Below are 13,315 nucleotides of genomic sequence, written 5' to 3' on the forward strand. Positions count from 1 at the left end.
AGCGAAAAAGGAGTGCAAGGGGGTCAGACCCCTCTGCAGAGGGGTCTGACCCCCTTGCACTCCTTTTTCAGATAATTTGGGAGGTTGTTTATGAAAAGAGAAAAATTTGGGTCCCGTCTTGGCTTTATTCTCGTATCGGCTGGATGCGCCATCGGACTGGGGAACGTATGGAAATTCCCGTACATGGCCGGTAAATTTGGGGGAGCGGCATTCATTCTGATCTATCTGATATTCCTGGCGATCCTGGGTCTTCCTATTATAGTGTGTGAGTTCAGTGTTGGAAGAGCCAGCCAGAAAAGCATCGCCACTTCCTATAACGCCCTGGAACCGGACGGCACAAGGTGGCATTTTACCCGCTGGTTCGCAATCGCCGGCAATTACATACTTGTCATGTTTTACTCCATGGTGGGCGGCTGGATGCTCTACTACTGCTTCCGCATGGCCAGAGGTGATTTTTCCGGTATCGTATCGGAACAGGTGACTGCCAACTATGACCAAATGCTGGCGTCTCCGGGAACTTTGATGCTCTGGACCGTCATTGTCATTCTGATTGCTTTCGGAATCTGCAGTATCGGACTTCAAAAGGGCGTGGAAAAGATTATGAAGGTAACCATGATCTGCCTGCTGGCTATTATGGTGGTTCTCGCAGTCCGTTCTGTTACTCTGAGCGGTTCCAGCGAAGGCCTGCGCTTCTATCTCGTGCCGGATTTTCATAAAATGGTGGAAAACGGAATCGGAAATGTTATTTTCGGCGCCATGAGCCAGGCATTCTTCACGCTCAGCATCGGAATGGGCGGGATGGCTATCTTCGGCAGCTACCTGGACAAGTCCCGTTCTCTGACAGGGGAATCGCTGAGTATCGTAATCCTGGACACTTTTGTAGCGCTGATGGCCGGGCTCATCGTTATACCTGCATGCTTTGCGTTTAACGTAGAGCCCGCCGCAGGTCCCGGACTTGTATTCATCACGCTGCCCAATATCTTCACACAGATGGCAGGAGGCAGAATTTGGGGGTCCCTGTTCTTCCTGTTTCTGTTTTGTGCTGCACTCTCTACGATTGTGGGCGTTTTTGAAAATATCGTGTCCTTTGGAATGGATCTGTTTCATTTCAGCAGGAAAAAATCGGTCGGGATCAATATCCTGCTGATCGCTGCCTTAAGTATTCCATGTATCCTTGGATTCAGCGTATGGTCCGGCTTCCAGCCTCTTGGAACCGGAACAAACATCATGGATTTGGAAGACTTCCTTGTATCAAACAATATCCTGCCGCTGGGCTCCGTTGTCTATCTGCTTTTCTGTACCCATAAAAACGGCTGGGGATGGAAAAACTTCATTCAGGAGGCCAACAGCGGCCAGGGAATGAAGTTTCCTGAAAAAGTCCGGGGCTACATGACCTACATCCTTCCCTGGATCGTAGTCATCATATACCTGAAGGGCTACTATGATATGTTCAGTAAACAAAGCACGGCTATCTTTGTGATTTGGATGCTTATAGCGGTAGCTTTCCTCGCAATGATACTGTTTGTTACGGGCAAAAGGAAGAAAAAGGGGAACGACAGGTAAACGATGCCGGCATATTGGCAGTGCTGGCACCGTTTATACCGCGCATGGTTACTCCTTCAGCCTCCCACGCAGAATCGTCATGGCCTGGGCCACGATTCCTGCGTGGTCCACTGCGATCATCCCCTGCTCGGAGACTGTAAAATGCTCTTCTCTGATCAGGCCCCGCCTCAGCGTGTGTTCTACCACGGCCCTTGTATCAAGACACTTCTCTTTGTTCACAAAATGCAGAATATAGGTCCTTCTGACTGCTTCTTTTTCATTGCTCTCTGCTGCCAGTTCCATCTCCACGTTACACCAGGCCGCATCGGCCGCGTCGTCTCCGGCCTTTATATTGACATCTTTTTCATCCACCATTGCCATGTAGGCTGTCGTTATGACTCTGGTGCGCGGATCCCTGTTATAGGCTCCAAACGTAGCGAACTGCTCCATGACAGGATTTTTCAGACCTGTCTCCTCCATAAGCTCTCTTTTCGCCGTGTCCTCCAGATCCTCCTTCATCTCTATAAAACCTCCGGGCAGTGCCCAGAAGCCAATGCTGGGATGGTTGCTGCGCTTCACCATCAGGATCTTGAGCCCTTCGAGGGATTCCGACAGCGCACCGTCGTGAGAAAATACAACCGCATCCGTTGTACAGCTTGGTTTTTCATATTTATAAGGATCATAGTCCTCCAGAAAGTCCTCCAGCGTCTGTCCCGCCGGATTTTTATCATGGGTCCCGTAAAATGGTGTGATATCTTCCAAAAATGTTGGCATCTGTTTCTCCTCCTGCTGCATTTGCCTGTCTCATATAATTAGTTTGTTCATTCAGGTGATATACTCTGAGCTGTAATAGAAAGACGGAACGAGGATGTTTCCCCGTCCCGTCTTTCTATTATATGAGATTTTATGCTTTCTGTAAACAGCTGCTTTCTTCATTCATTCTCCGGACATGCTCTAGCCGATCTTTACGTATGGGGATGCAATTATGCTGCCGTCCGGATTCACACCGCTGGTGCCGCCGAAGAACCAGAGGTACAAATGGTCCAGCTGGTCTTCGTCTGCAACATAGACAAGAGTATATTCTATCTCTTCGCCTGCTGCTATAGGCCGGAAAAATGCAGATTTCAGCCTCTGAATCCCTTCTGTATAATAAATATCGTCAAAATAAAATGGGAAGCTGCTGCCATTATTGGACATCCACTGCATGCCATACCCTTCATTCGCCGCTCTGAAACTATCTGCCGGATAAGCACAGCTGCCGTCTTCTCTCGGAATCAGTGTGGTCAGATCCGGGGCGATTGGAATGCCCATCATCTGATTGCTCTCTGACTGCGTATCTGAATAGTTCTTTGCCTTCATCTTAACAACAACATATTTGGACTGTACGGTTTCAAGCACACCGTCCTGAGATTCTAAACCATCTTCACCAACCGTATACCGATATCTTTCATGGGGTTTCAGCGTCCCGTCTTCCTGCATCCACGGAGACACTTCATCGTAGCGTACAAAATTCTCCGCCGGATATTCTGACAGCGGCAGCGCATCCAGGATCTCCACATCCAGCACCGTAAAGCGGACATCATCCACTATACCCTGCTGTACCAGTTCCTCTCCGTCGGCTCCCATAACAAGAGGATCTTTGATTTCCTGCCCGATTTCATAAATATCGTCCGCCGCCACTCCGGCCTGATAGGTCCGGGTACTGTTCTGTTTATCAGCTTCCTGATCAGCTTCTAACTTTTTCAGTTCTTCGTCTGTCATATAGGCAACCGTCTCATCCAGAACCTCAATCTTCAGCCCTTCTGCAACCTTGATTACTTCCTCCGCCGGAAGGTCACTTTCGCTCCACACCATCACGCCGTATCCATACTCTTCATTAAACAGATAAATACGCTTTACCGTCTCCTCGCTGTCTGTGTAAAAACTGTCATTGACGAATACGTCGGTCTTCATTCCACTGATATCCAGAGATTCTATGTGGGAATCCTTTGCATAGGACATGAAATCCGCGCCGCCCGTGCGCTCCAAACTGTCCAGTTCTGCTGCATTATACGAAATAATGGAGATGCCTCCGCCATTGTCCTCATTATGCCACTTGCCCCCGTATGGGCTGTCCTCTCCGTACAGCGTATACCCATCCGGTATATAGGTAGGCTCCACAGAAATCATATGTGCCTCCTTTTCCCGGTCCACATGAAAACTATAGTTCACAGTGTCTTCCTTTTCCACAAGGTTTGCAGAAAGAAATTTATTAGCCGCCAGGGTGACAACTGACATCCCCGCTGCCATCACCGCAACTGCAGCTACCGCTACCCAGGTACGGCGCTTCTTCGTATACTTCATCGTAACCTTTTTTCCAATTCCGAGCTGCTCATAGGTATCTTGAATCCGTGCCTCTATATTCTCCGGGATTTCAACATCCTGCCGTAAAATTCGTTCTATTTCCTTTTTTGAATATTCGTTCTTCAACTCTGCTACCTCCTTTGAACTGCCACTTCCAGCCCATATACTTTTTCAAACTGCCTGCGCCCCCGGACCAGCCTTGTCTTGACCGTACTCTCTTCCAGTTCCAGTATCTGTGCAATTTCTCTGATCTTGAAACCTTCCGAATAATACAAAAGCAAAACGATCCGATACTTGTCATCCATCTGTTTCATCAGTTCTTCAAATTCATAATTCTGAAGCGCCATACATGTACCCTCCTGTTCCGGAACAGTATTTGAGAGATATTCCCGTTTTCCGGCTCTCAAAATGTCGTTACATTTGTTGATCAGAATACGTATCAGCCATGTTTTAAAATACTTGGGCTCTTTCAGCCTGCCGATATTCTCATAGCATGTAATAATCGTTTCCTGTATGGCATCTGCAATGTCTTCCTGTTTATGCAGGTAGCTTCTTGCAGTCTTGTACATATCCTGCTTTACCAGTTCGATCAGTTCCACAAAAGCTTGATCGTCGTGCTTCTGTGCTCTTTTAATAAGGTATTTCAACAGAAGACCTCCTTCCCCTCATCAATGCCGGCATGATTGTCTTTCACTTATTAGACGTACCGGGACAGCAAATAGTTTCAGACTGCCGCTAAAAATTTATAAATAAGAAACAAATAATTTCTGAAATTTATCGTAATATTACGAAACAACATTAACATTTCGATTATCTTCCAATGTTTGCCAGTTCGTATTCATGTTATTCTATAAAAAAGGGGGATGCCGTTATGAACGATAAATTAGAAAGCCTGTTCAGTGCACATTATGGAGATAGAAATTTTCTGAACAGAAACTGTCAGCATTATTACTGCGATGTCCTATCGATTGCTTCCGCAGGGGAATCGACTGAGTATCTTTCCAGTCCGTTCTGCCATTCACATCATGCTTACGAATTCATGATTCCATACAGCCCTCTTCCACTCATCATATATGAAGACGCTGTGTATATCGGGGAGGCTGGCTGTGTATATCCCGTGCAGAGCGGCCGGATGCACGCATACAGGTACCGCAATTCCAGCATTGCCCATAATAATATTGTAATTGAAAAGGACTTTTTTGAACAGATCCTGCAGGAAAAAGGCTGCTATGGAAAAGAGTTTGATATGAGCTTTGAACTTACGAAAGAAGCCGGAACCTATATACGTTATTTTAAAGAGGAATTTTCCAAACAAAATGACCGAGATTTCTCCAAGCTGATTCATCTCTCGGCCCTTATTGCTTCTGTGTTCACAGATTGCGAATTTAGTAAAAAAAGAGACCGCCTGAAAGCTCCCCCGCAGTATCAAAAGGGAATCTATCAGATAGTCTCTTATATGAACCAGCACTATGCGGATGACCTGCAGGTAGAAACACTGGCGGCCATGTGCGGCCTTTCCCGCACTTATTTTATAACTGCATTCAAGAAAGCAGTCGGGGAAACGCCTTACAATTATCTTTTAAAACTGCGCATCGCCAAATCGCAGCTGCTGCTGGAGAATCCCAATTACTCCATCAAGGAAATCGCCCTGCTGTGCGGTTTTCAAAAGCCTAACACTTTTTCCTCCCTCTTCCGAAATTATACCGGCATGACACCTACCGAATATAAACAAAAACTGCTGCTTCCGTAACATCCCCCAATTAAATCCTCAGCTTCTGAAGTGGGTGTTTCCACACCTGCCGCAGACTATAGCCTATGACATCATTGGTTTCTGCCAGTCTCCTGTCTTTTCTCTCTGCTCCTCGATCTTGGTTCTCACAGACCTACAGAAGACCGGCATAATATGATCCGGACGGCTCTTGCATACCATGGCACACAGGAACCCTCCCCCTGGAAGTCAGGGAACTCTTGCTTAACTATGCCAAAAAAGTTTCAATATTGGCAAGCAGTTCTATAAACCGGCAGTCTAATTCTGCCTTTTCCGCCGCACTCTTTGCAGCAAAATCGAATCCTGGAATACCAATCAGCACATGATTTGCAGCGCTCCAGTCCCGTATTAAAATCTGTTCCATCTGTTCCCATCCCTCATACTGTACAAGAAAACAGATCTCCAGATTGTATTTCATATTTTCAAGACACCTGTAAAAATATGGAATCTCTTCCATCTGAAGTTCACGAATAAAATCCAACAGTTCATCAAGGCATTTTCTTAACGGAACAAGATCTTCTCTGTCCAGGCTCTTCATGGTATTACCCCCCTCATTCAAGCCTGCACCGAAAAATCACCCCTGAATCTTTTTGTATTATAGCATAATCTCATGGAAATCACTCTACTTTCCGACATATTATAACAAAAATCGACAAAATGTGGCGTCCGGGAAAAACCACGTATATATCCAGTTATTCCGTACATACTATTAGAAAAAATATCCTTTTGGAGGGTGCCTTAATGAAACCTTTTAACAAAAGAAATAAGCGGCTTTATATAAGTACAATCATCGGAGCCATCTTTGTCTCTGCAGCAGGAACGCTGCTTCATTTCGTCTACGGCTGGACAGGGAATCACTTCATTGTAGGGCTCTTTGCCCCTGTAAATGAATCCACCTGGGAACATATGAAGCTGCTTTATTTCCCAATGCTGTTATACTGTGCCGCGGAATACTTCTTCCTGGCGGGACACTATCAACGGCTGATCCGGGCGGATCTGGCCGGCATACTGGCAGGAACATGGCTGATTCCTGTCGCCTTTTATACTTACACAGGGATTTTGGGCTTCCATACGCTGACACTGGATATACTGACCTTTCTCTTCAGCGTCTTAACCGCATTTTATGTGCGCTGCCACTCCCTTCTATTGCCCGGACATATAGAACATACCCTTTTTGATAAAATATTCAAAACAAAACCAGGGACGAAGTGCCGCGGACTGTCGGGCCCTGCCTTTTTCTATTTCATATGTGTCCTGATAACAGGCGTATGCTTTCTCATCTTCACTTATTACCCTCCTGCAGCCGGCCTGTTCGTTCCCCCCTCCTGATTCGGTCTTCTTTGGGAATCCCATCCCTCAGCATGAAAAGGAGAAAGCCAGCGAAAGCTTCTCCAATTCGGATAAGCTTTCGCTGACTTCCTCTCATGTGCCTTTACTAAATATAAATAATTGTAACTCCGGCAAAGCTCACTTTCCCATTGAGAACCAGGGAAACAGTACCGTCCGGCTGGCATCTTCCCTTCTCGTCAACTCCACCGAATGCTGCGCTCAAGTGATTTACTACCTGCCAGCTGCGTGGAATATAGAGTTCCACTCCACCAAAGGAAACATCCAGCTTAACAGCTGCCTGCCCCTGGGGGACTTCTGCATGGTCAAAGTACACCTTCATGGCGCCGAAGGAACAATGGATACCGGCTCCCCTGAAGTCTTCGGAGTTAATATACTTAATACTGGAGCCAAAGGAGCTTTCCATCCTCATCGCATCCCCGTCTATCGTCTCCACCTCACTGAAGCTGTCGTCAAAGTAGGTACTGTGCTGATGCCAGCTCCGCTCCGGGCGGTACAAAAATGCCGCACCGATACTTCCGAGAAGAGCCGCGCCCAGAACCGTCCATGGGGTCAGCGCCGTAATTCCCAGTGGTTCTGCATAGATAATGCAGAGAAACGCCAGTGAAAACAATACTCCCGGTATGCTTCTGTGGATCGCGCTCTTAATCAGTGTCGCTGCAAAGATCACAGACAGAAGCAGCATCCAGATACTGATCCCCGTATTCAGGATCCCCAGCCTGCTGATGACCAGAAGCACCGCCCCAATGATAAAAAATATTCCCCAGAATAATCGCTCTTTTTTCATGTCTTTACCTCTTTTCTTCCAGCCGGTTGCGAAGCGGCTTGTAATAATATCTGGATACATATACCTGTTTGTGTGTTTCCTTAAACTGGACCACACAGGAAGTGGATACGGAACGGTTGATTGCATAGATGCTTTTCGTGTTCAATATCGTAGACTTGGATACTCTCATGAAATATCCCGGCAGAATTTCCTCCAGTTCATACAAACGGTGCCGGATTTTATAAATGTCATCCGCCGTATGTGCATGGATTGCCTTTCCGTCAGTCTCGAAGAAAAGGATATCGGTAAGCATCAGATAGTACTCTGTTTCTTCTTTGTAGAATACGATCCGCTGCTCCTGCCTGGAGATTTCGCTCAGCGCCTTCTGCACTTTCTGTACCTGGTCATTCAGGCTGCTGCTTCTGATAATGACCTCTTCCTCTGTTAAGTTCTCATCAATTTCAATTCGTATTTTCATCTCATTTCCCTCTCCACGCATTTATCTAACCATAAATAAGCCGGCCTGTAAATATAAATATCGCATGTGGTAAAAAAGGGAAGGCAAGTGGTTAGAAAACGGGTCTCATGTGCCGCTGTAAAATACGCGGTAAAATACACGTAGGTTTTTTCAATACCGTCTGGACTTTATCCGGCCTTCAGTATAGAATAAATACTGGATGATTTGTAAAAACGGAGGAATAAAAAAATGAAATTTGTGATACAGAGAGTATCTGAGGCATCAGTAGCAGTGGATGGCAATGTAATTGGTTCTATTGAAAAGGGATATCTTGTACTGATTGGAGTATCCGACAGAGATACCGAGACGACCGCGGACAAGCTGGTTCGCAAGATGACGGGACTTAGAATATTTGAGGATGAGAGTGGTAAGACGAACCTCTCGCTGGCCGACGTGGAAGGCAGCCTTCTGTTGATTTCACAGTTCACGCTGTACGCAAACTGTAAAAAAGGAAACCGCCCCAGCTTCATAGAAGCGGGCCAGCCTGACAGGGCGAATGCCCTCTATGAATATATCATAGAAAAATGCAGGGCATCCGTACCCAATGTGCAGACCGGAAGTTTTGGGGCAGAGATGAAAGTCAGCCTCGTCAACGACGGTCCCTTTACTATTATTTTGGATTCAGAGGATCTGTAGCATACTCCTGCCGCTTAATATTTGCTGATACATCAAGGATGTTCCCGGTTCGCGAATCTTATTCTTTCTCATACCCGTTCTTTTTATAGCAAACGAGGAACAGTACAAAAGCGAGCAAAATTTCCCCAACCAGAACGATCATGTGGAGGGCCTTCATGGTAAATGCGGTTCCGGCTGCATAGGAGTACACCATCTCAGAGACGACTCCTGTGTAAAGGAACTTTGAGATCTTTCCCAGAGAAGGGATGAATGCCGAGCAGCATGCCCAGAATGCAGCTTGTAATACTGGCAAGCGCCGTTGCAAGCAGGTACATGCCCAGAGGAATTAATAAAATCCAGGCGTTCCGTTTCTGTATAGAGTACAATCCGGTGAGTCCGGGAGGACGTCTCAAAACAGATGATATCTTTCAGGGGAATATGACGTACTGAGTCCCCTGTTTTTTCTTGTAAACTATTTCTTATACTTACGGGGGATGGGAGCAGCGTATTGATTCGTTTGGTGGTACGGGAATTACTGCAAAAAAAAATACTCCCGATAGGGAGTCTGTTGAAAAGAATGAAAAGCTGTCGAGCGGAATCGAACCGCCGACCTCCGCCTTACCAAGGCGACGCTCTACCGACTGAGCCACGACAGCCTGTGCGCGTTACTTACGCAACGATATTAATATACACTAAACCTAGTCTGATTGTCAACATATATTTGAAAATTTATCAAAAGTCAAATCACTATGCATGGCCTATGATCCATGCCATGCATAGTAACTACCGATTGGATGTACCCAGCAAAAGTAAGGAATAGCCGCCATCCACCTTTGTCAATACTGCTTTTTCTCTATAATCTTTAAGGACGCGAAATAGGAAACCGCAGTCAACAGGATACACCCAACGCCTGCAAACAGCGCCGCCCCTGCAAGGCTTGCAGATGGGAGGCTGTTAATTATAAGAACCAGGTCTATCCCCATCATCCCCAAAAGCTTCACCACGGCAAATACCACCAAAAATACAGCTCCCACCACTCCGATAATTGCTATCCTGCTTTTATCAACTCCGAATTTTAACTGGACAGGCAGTGTGAAATCCAGAAATACAATTGCAATGATCAGATAAAACATCATGCTTATCAAGCTTTCCGTAATATCTGTCCCAGGATGCCGGAGTACGGTAAATACTAATACGATTCCCCCTGAAACCACCCATGCCGCAGCAGCGATCAAAATCCCCAGCACATATTTCTCGATGACATACCCTTTTTTGGTAATGGGAAGCGTAAATAAAAACGCTCTTCCATTGTCAAGTTCATCATAACTTATGGTGGTCAGTATAAACATTGTGAAAATGATTGTAATATAATTCATGATAAATAGCAGATTCATATTTGTAAATGCCATCATGATACCAACAATACATATAATATAAAAGAAATTCAGCTGATTTTTTAGTAAACAGAGATCTTTAATTATTAGCCCTTTCATTTTCCTTCACCTCGTATCATCATTGCTATTGTTTCATCAATATTACCGCGTTCAATTGTGGCATCCGGATAATTATCCAGGTAAAACTGTTTTTCATTTGTCAGGCAGCTGTAGCCGTACCCTTCTCTCTTCCTTTTTATGATAAAACGCTTATCCAGCTTCTCATACTGTGCTTCAGTCACCTTGATTACTCCATAGTCACTCAGGAGCCTGTCGGTCTCTTCGTGCATAATAATCCTGCCGTTATGAATCATATAAATGTCATCGCAAAGTCCTTCCAGATCGCTTGATATATGGGAACTGATCAGAATGGAGCCCTCTCCGTCTTCCATATACTCCCGCATCATATCCAACAGCTCATTTCTGGCCATCACATCCAGTCCGACCGTCGGCTCATCCATGATCAGCAGGCTGGCTTTATGCGACATCGCAACCAAAACTTTCAGCTTTGCTTTCATACCGGTAGAAAAATCTTTGATTTTTTTATCAAATGGAATCTCGAATGTTCTGCACCTTTTTTCAAATTCCACTTTATCAAACCCCGGGTACATACTGGCCATCACCGGAATGATGTCCTTTATACAAAGGTAACCGCTGAAACCCGAGTCAGAAAGTACAACACCCAGTTTTTCCCTTTCTTCCGTTCCAATCTTCTTGATGTCTTTTCCGAAAAGTTCGATCTTCCCGCCGTCGATAGCGATTAATCCTAACACCGCCTTAAATGTGGTACTCTTTCCTGCCCCATTCTGACCGATCAGCCCTGTAACACATCCCTTGTGTACCTCCAGAGAACACTGCAGATCAAACTTTTCATAATGTTTTTCAACGTTTTGTAATTTTAATACCATAGCTAATCCTCCAAGATAATCTGAAATAACTCTGTAATCTCTTCATTGCTCATTCCACAGCTTCTCCCCTTCCTGATCGCTTTTTCCAGGTCGGCTTCCACTTCTTTCTTCTTCTCCTCCAGCATCAGTTCCTGATTCGCACAGGCTACAAAGCTTCCCTTTCCATGGACGGTTACGACAAACCCTTCCTGTTCCAGTGCATCATAGGCCTTTTTTACGGTCAGTGCACTGACTCTCAGATCCTTCGCCAATGTTCTGACAGACGGAAGCGCTGTATCTTCTTCAAGTTCCCCCTGCATAATCTTATTTCTGACCTGTGCTACGATCTGCTCGTAGATTGGCTGCATGGAAGAATTGTTAATTATCAGCTTCATTTTCTCCCTCCTTTGTCTACAAACAGTATATAACAGTATTATACTGTTGTCAACTGTTTTATACTGTTTACTCAAAATAGTGAGTTGCTTGGTTACCGTTCAGACCGTGCCGTGCACCCTGCTGCACGGCATCGGAGCCGATGAAGTGATGGTTTCGGGGCATCTGGCTCTAACATCAAAAAATCTGGCAAGACCTTTCCGTCATTACCAGATTCTTTCCTCTATCTCATACCTTATATAAGGCACAAAAACCGCTATCTTGCCAGCAGTTTCTCAGCCTTTCCCCGAATCCGCTGGAGCGCATTGTCTATGGCTTTAGGACTTTTTCCCAGCAGTTCGGCTATGGTTTTATAATCCGTTCCCATCAGATGCAGATACAACACATGGTTTTCCAGGGCACTGAGATTTCCTTTCAGTTCCTCCACAAAGACCTCTGTCATCTCTCTGCCAAAATACAAAGTCTCCGGATTATTTTCCACGACAGGTTCTATCGTATCAATCAGAGGTATCTTTTTTTCCTCATCCGTGCCTTCCCCGGCCTCATACAGGGAAATATAAGAATTAAGCGGCATATGCTTTTTTCTCTTGGATGCCTCTATTGCCGTATACATCTGCCGGGACACACACAGTTCTGCAAAGCTGGCAAAGGAGGCGCCCTGAGAAGGACTGAAGTCCCGAACTGCCTTAATCAGCCCTATCATGCCTTCCTGTATCAGATCTTCATTCTCACCGCCTATGAGATACATCGCTCTCGCTTTTTTACGAACCATGGATTTATACTTTACCATCAGATAATCCATAATTTCCGAATTACCTTTTCGAAACTCCAATATCAACTGTTCATCTGCAATTGTATCATATTTCTCCATCGGCCTTTTCCTTTCCAACGGTAATCCTCTGCTCTATTGAAAACCACGTCCTTTTAGCGCATTCTCTGCCGGACAATCTCGTAGGCCAGCACTCCCGCCGCTACGGATGCATTCAGGGAGTCGATCTCGCCTTTCATAGGAATGGCGGCAATAAAATCACACTTTTCTTTTACAAGACGTCCCACGCCTTCCCCTTCGCTCCCGATCAAAAGTCCGATAGAGCCGGTCAGATTCAGTTTGTACATGGATTCACCGCCCATATCCGCACAGACGAACCACATACCCCGTTCCTTTAATTCTTCCATTGTCTTCGCCAGATTTGTTACCTTCGCCACCGGCGTATAATTCAGCGCGCCCGCGGAAGTCTTTGCCACTACAGCTGTCAGGCCCACTGCCCTGCGTTTTGGTATGATAACACCATGGGCCCCCGCCAGATTCGCTGTACGGATGATTGCTCCCAGGTTATGCGGGTCTTCTATATTATCCAGCAGAATAAAAAACGGGTCCTCACCCCTTTTTTCTGCAAGTTTAAACATATCTTCGATATCGGCATACTCGTATGCAGCAGCACAGGCGATTACCCCCTGATGCTTGCCTGTTTCCGAAAGCTGCGACAGTCTTTCCTTTCCCACAAAATTTAATATGGTATCGTGCTTTTTCGCCTCCCTGACTATTGTCCGTACCGGACCGTCCTGGCACCCATCCAGTATGAATACTTTATCAATCGGCCTGCCTGACCGGAAAGCCTCCAGCACTGCATTGCGGCCTTCAATTATCAGCGTATTGTCGTTTTGTTCTCTTTCATTTCTATTATTTTCCTGCATTATATTCTC

General features: G+C 45.7%; 17 protein-coding genes and 1 tRNA gene. 5 read left to right on the forward strand and 13 right to left on the reverse strand.

Annotated features, from left to right (window positions below; genetic code table 11):
* Positions 1-90: 90 nt before the first annotated feature.
* Complete coding sequence (locus ARB69_RS19940) at positions 91-1,563, forward strand: sodium-dependent transporter (protein ID WP_050642119.1); 1,473 nt, start codon at positions 91-93, stop codon at positions 1,561-1,563.
* A 48-nt stretch (positions 1,564-1,611) separates the two neighbouring features.
* Here ARB69_RS19940 and ARB69_RS19945 read toward each other — a convergent pair whose 3' ends face one another.
* From ARB69_RS19945 to ARB69_RS19955, 3 genes are all read right to left on the reverse strand, one after another.
* Positions 1,612-2,316: an NUDIX domain-containing protein gene (locus tag ARB69_RS19945; protein ID WP_050642767.1), complete on the reverse strand. Its 705-nt coding sequence runs from the start codon at positions 2,314-2,316 to the stop codon at positions 1,612-1,614.
* A 180-nt stretch (positions 2,317-2,496) separates the two neighbouring features.
* Positions 2,497-4,011 (reverse strand): DUF4367 domain-containing protein, encoded by a 1,515-nt coding sequence (locus tag ARB69_RS19950; protein WP_055154816.1) that lies wholly within the window; start codon positions 4,009-4,011, stop codon positions 2,497-2,499.
* A 5-nt stretch (positions 4,012-4,016) separates the two neighbouring features.
* On the reverse strand, positions 4,017-4,532 hold the full coding sequence (locus ARB69_RS19955) for an RNA polymerase sigma factor (protein WP_055154817.1): 516 nt from the start codon (positions 4,530-4,532) through the stop codon (positions 4,017-4,019).
* A gap of 224 nt (positions 4,533-4,756) precedes the next feature.
* Here ARB69_RS19955 and ARB69_RS19960 point away from each other — a divergent pair, with 224 nt between their 5' ends.
* Complete coding sequence (locus ARB69_RS19960) at positions 4,757-5,635, forward strand: AraC family transcriptional regulator (RefSeq protein WP_055154818.1); 879 nt, start codon at positions 4,757-4,759, stop codon at positions 5,633-5,635.
* Positions 5,636-5,861: 226 nt separating this feature from the next.
* Here ARB69_RS19960 and ARB69_RS19965 read toward each other — a convergent pair whose 3' ends face one another.
* The gene (locus ARB69_RS19965; protein WP_050642115.1) at positions 5,862-6,191 is read right to left on the reverse strand and encodes a hypothetical protein; all 330 of its coding nucleotides are present in this window, start codon (positions 6,189-6,191) and stop codon (positions 5,862-5,864) included.
* A gap of 203 nt (positions 6,192-6,394) precedes the next feature.
* Between ARB69_RS19965 and ARB69_RS19970 the strand changes: the two genes are divergently transcribed.
* Complete coding sequence (locus ARB69_RS19970) at positions 6,395-6,982, forward strand: DUF6512 family protein (RefSeq protein ID WP_050642114.1); 588 nt, start codon at positions 6,395-6,397, stop codon at positions 6,980-6,982.
* Between the two features lie 106 nt (positions 6,983-7,088).
* On the opposite strand, the gene ARB69_RS19975 is transcribed toward ARB69_RS19970, so the two are convergent.
* Together ARB69_RS19975 and ARB69_RS19980 are read right to left on the reverse strand one after the other, a co-directional pair.
* Positions 7,089-7,787: a LiaF transmembrane domain-containing protein gene (locus tag ARB69_RS19975; RefSeq protein WP_050642113.1), complete on the reverse strand. Its 699-nt coding sequence runs from the start codon at positions 7,785-7,787 to the stop codon at positions 7,089-7,091.
* A gap of 4 nt (positions 7,788-7,791) precedes the next feature.
* Positions 7,792-8,244, reverse strand: a complete 453-nt coding sequence (locus ARB69_RS19980) for a LytTR family DNA-binding domain-containing protein (protein WP_050642112.1) — start codon at positions 8,242-8,244, stop codon at positions 7,792-7,794.
* Positions 8,245-8,472: 228 nt separating this feature from the next.
* Between ARB69_RS19980 and dtd the strand changes: the two genes are divergently transcribed.
* Positions 8,473-8,919, forward strand: a complete 447-nt coding sequence (gene dtd / locus ARB69_RS19985) for a D-aminoacyl-tRNA deacylase (protein ID WP_050642111.1) — start codon at positions 8,473-8,475, stop codon at positions 8,917-8,919.
* Between the two features lie 58 nt (positions 8,920-8,977).
* Here the strand turns inward: dtd and ARB69_RS27940 are convergent, their stop codons facing one another.
* On the reverse strand, positions 8,978-9,112 hold the full coding sequence (locus tag ARB69_RS27940; protein ID WP_255350421.1) for a hypothetical protein: 135 nt from the start codon (positions 9,110-9,112) through the stop codon (positions 8,978-8,980).
* 56 nt (positions 9,113-9,168) lie between these two features.
* On the opposite strand from ARB69_RS27940, the gene ARB69_RS19990 reads away from it, so the two are divergent.
* Positions 9,169-9,348 carry a hypothetical protein gene (locus ARB69_RS19990; RefSeq protein ID WP_050642110.1) on the forward strand — a complete coding sequence of 60 codons (180 nt, stop codon included), beginning with the start codon at positions 9,169-9,171 and terminating at the stop codon, positions 9,346-9,348.
* 133 nt (positions 9,349-9,481) lie between these two features.
* On the opposite strand, the gene ARB69_RS19995 is transcribed toward ARB69_RS19990, so the two are convergent.
* The 6 genes from ARB69_RS19995 to rlmB form a co-directional block, all read right to left on the reverse strand.
* Positions 9,482-9,554: transfer RNA gene (locus ARB69_RS19995), tRNA-Thr, on the reverse strand.
* 180 nt (positions 9,555-9,734) lie between these two features.
* Positions 9,735-10,391, reverse strand: coding sequence for an ABC-2 transporter permease (locus tag ARB69_RS20000; protein ID WP_055154819.1), 657 nt, complete (start codon positions 10,389-10,391; stop codon positions 9,735-9,737).
* A complete protein-coding gene (locus tag ARB69_RS20005) occupies positions 10,388-11,239 on the reverse strand; it encodes an ATP-binding cassette domain-containing protein (RefSeq protein ID WP_055154820.1) in 852 nt (283 codons plus the stop codon). The genes ARB69_RS20000 and ARB69_RS20005 overlap by 4 nt, the downstream gene beginning before the upstream one ends.
* A 2-nt stretch (positions 11,240-11,241) precedes the next feature.
* Positions 11,242-11,613, reverse strand: a complete 372-nt coding sequence (locus ARB69_RS20010) for a GntR family transcriptional regulator (RefSeq protein ID WP_050642107.1) — start codon at positions 11,611-11,613, stop codon at positions 11,242-11,244.
* 254 nt (positions 11,614-11,867) lie between these two features.
* The gene (locus tag ARB69_RS20015; RefSeq protein ID WP_050642106.1) at positions 11,868-12,482 is read right to left on the reverse strand and encodes a sigma-70 family RNA polymerase sigma factor; all 615 of its coding nucleotides are present in this window, start codon (positions 12,480-12,482) and stop codon (positions 11,868-11,870) included.
* A 53-nt stretch (positions 12,483-12,535) separates the two neighbouring features.
* Complete coding sequence (gene rlmB / locus ARB69_RS20020; RefSeq protein WP_055154821.1) at positions 12,536-13,306, reverse strand: 23S rRNA (guanosine(2251)-2'-O)-methyltransferase RlmB; 771 nt, start codon at positions 13,304-13,306, stop codon at positions 12,536-12,538.
* Positions 13,307-13,315 lie beyond the last annotated feature (9 nt).

Source organism: Faecalicatena contorta, from assembly GCF_001404335.1.
GTDB lineage: Bacteria > Bacillota > Clostridia > Lachnospirales > Lachnospiraceae > Faecalicatena > Faecalicatena contortus_B.

Excerpts from the sequence above, each read along its gene's own strand:
- ARB69_RS20000 (WP_055154819.1), bottom strand. The coding sequence starts at position 10,391 with ATGAAAGGGCTAATAATTAAAGATCTCTGTTTACTAAAAAATCAGCTG.
- ARB69_RS19980 (WP_050642112.1), bottom strand. The coding sequence starts at position 8,244 with ATGAAAATACGAATTGAAATTGATGAGAACTTAACAGAGGAAGAGGTC.
- ARB69_RS19990 (WP_050642110.1), top strand. The coding sequence starts at position 9,169 with ATGCCGAGCAGCATGCCCAGAATGCAGCTTGTAATACTGGCAAGCGCC.
- ARB69_RS19940 (WP_050642119.1), top strand. The coding sequence starts at position 91 with ATGAAAAGAGAAAAATTTGGGTCCCGTCTTGGCTTTATTCTCGTATCG.
- ARB69_RS27940 (WP_255350421.1), bottom strand. The coding sequence starts at position 9,112 with ATGGTGTACTCCTATGCAGCCGGAACCGCATTTACCATGAAGGCCCTC.
- ARB69_RS19960 (WP_055154818.1), top strand. The coding sequence starts at position 4,757 with ATGAACGATAAATTAGAAAGCCTGTTCAGTGCACATTATGGAGATAGA.
- rlmB (WP_055154821.1), bottom strand. The coding sequence starts at position 13,306 with ATGCAGGAAAATAATAGAAATGAAAGAGAACAAAACGACAATACGCTG.
- ARB69_RS20015 (WP_050642106.1), bottom strand. The coding sequence starts at position 12,482 with ATGGAGAAATATGATACAATTGCAGATGAACAGTTGATATTGGAGTTT.
- dtd (WP_050642111.1), top strand. The coding sequence starts at position 8,473 with ATGAAATTTGTGATACAGAGAGTATCTGAGGCATCAGTAGCAGTGGAT.
- ARB69_RS19965 (WP_050642115.1), bottom strand. The coding sequence starts at position 6,191 with ATGAAGAGCCTGGACAGAGAAGATCTTGTTCCGTTAAGAAAATGCCTT.
- ARB69_RS19975 (WP_050642113.1), bottom strand. The coding sequence starts at position 7,787 with ATGAAAAAAGAGCGATTATTCTGGGGAATATTTTTTATCATTGGGGCG.
- ARB69_RS19970 (WP_050642114.1), top strand. The coding sequence starts at position 6,395 with ATGAAACCTTTTAACAAAAGAAATAAGCGGCTTTATATAAGTACAATC.
- ARB69_RS19945 (WP_050642767.1), bottom strand. The coding sequence starts at position 2,316 with ATGCCAACATTTTTGGAAGATATCACACCATTTTACGGGACCCATGAT.
- ARB69_RS20005 (WP_055154820.1), bottom strand. The coding sequence starts at position 11,239 with ATGGTATTAAAATTACAAAACGTTGAAAAACATTATGAAAAGTTTGAT.
- ARB69_RS20010 (WP_050642107.1), bottom strand. The coding sequence starts at position 11,613 with ATGAAGCTGATAATTAACAATTCTTCCATGCAGCCAATCTACGAGCAG.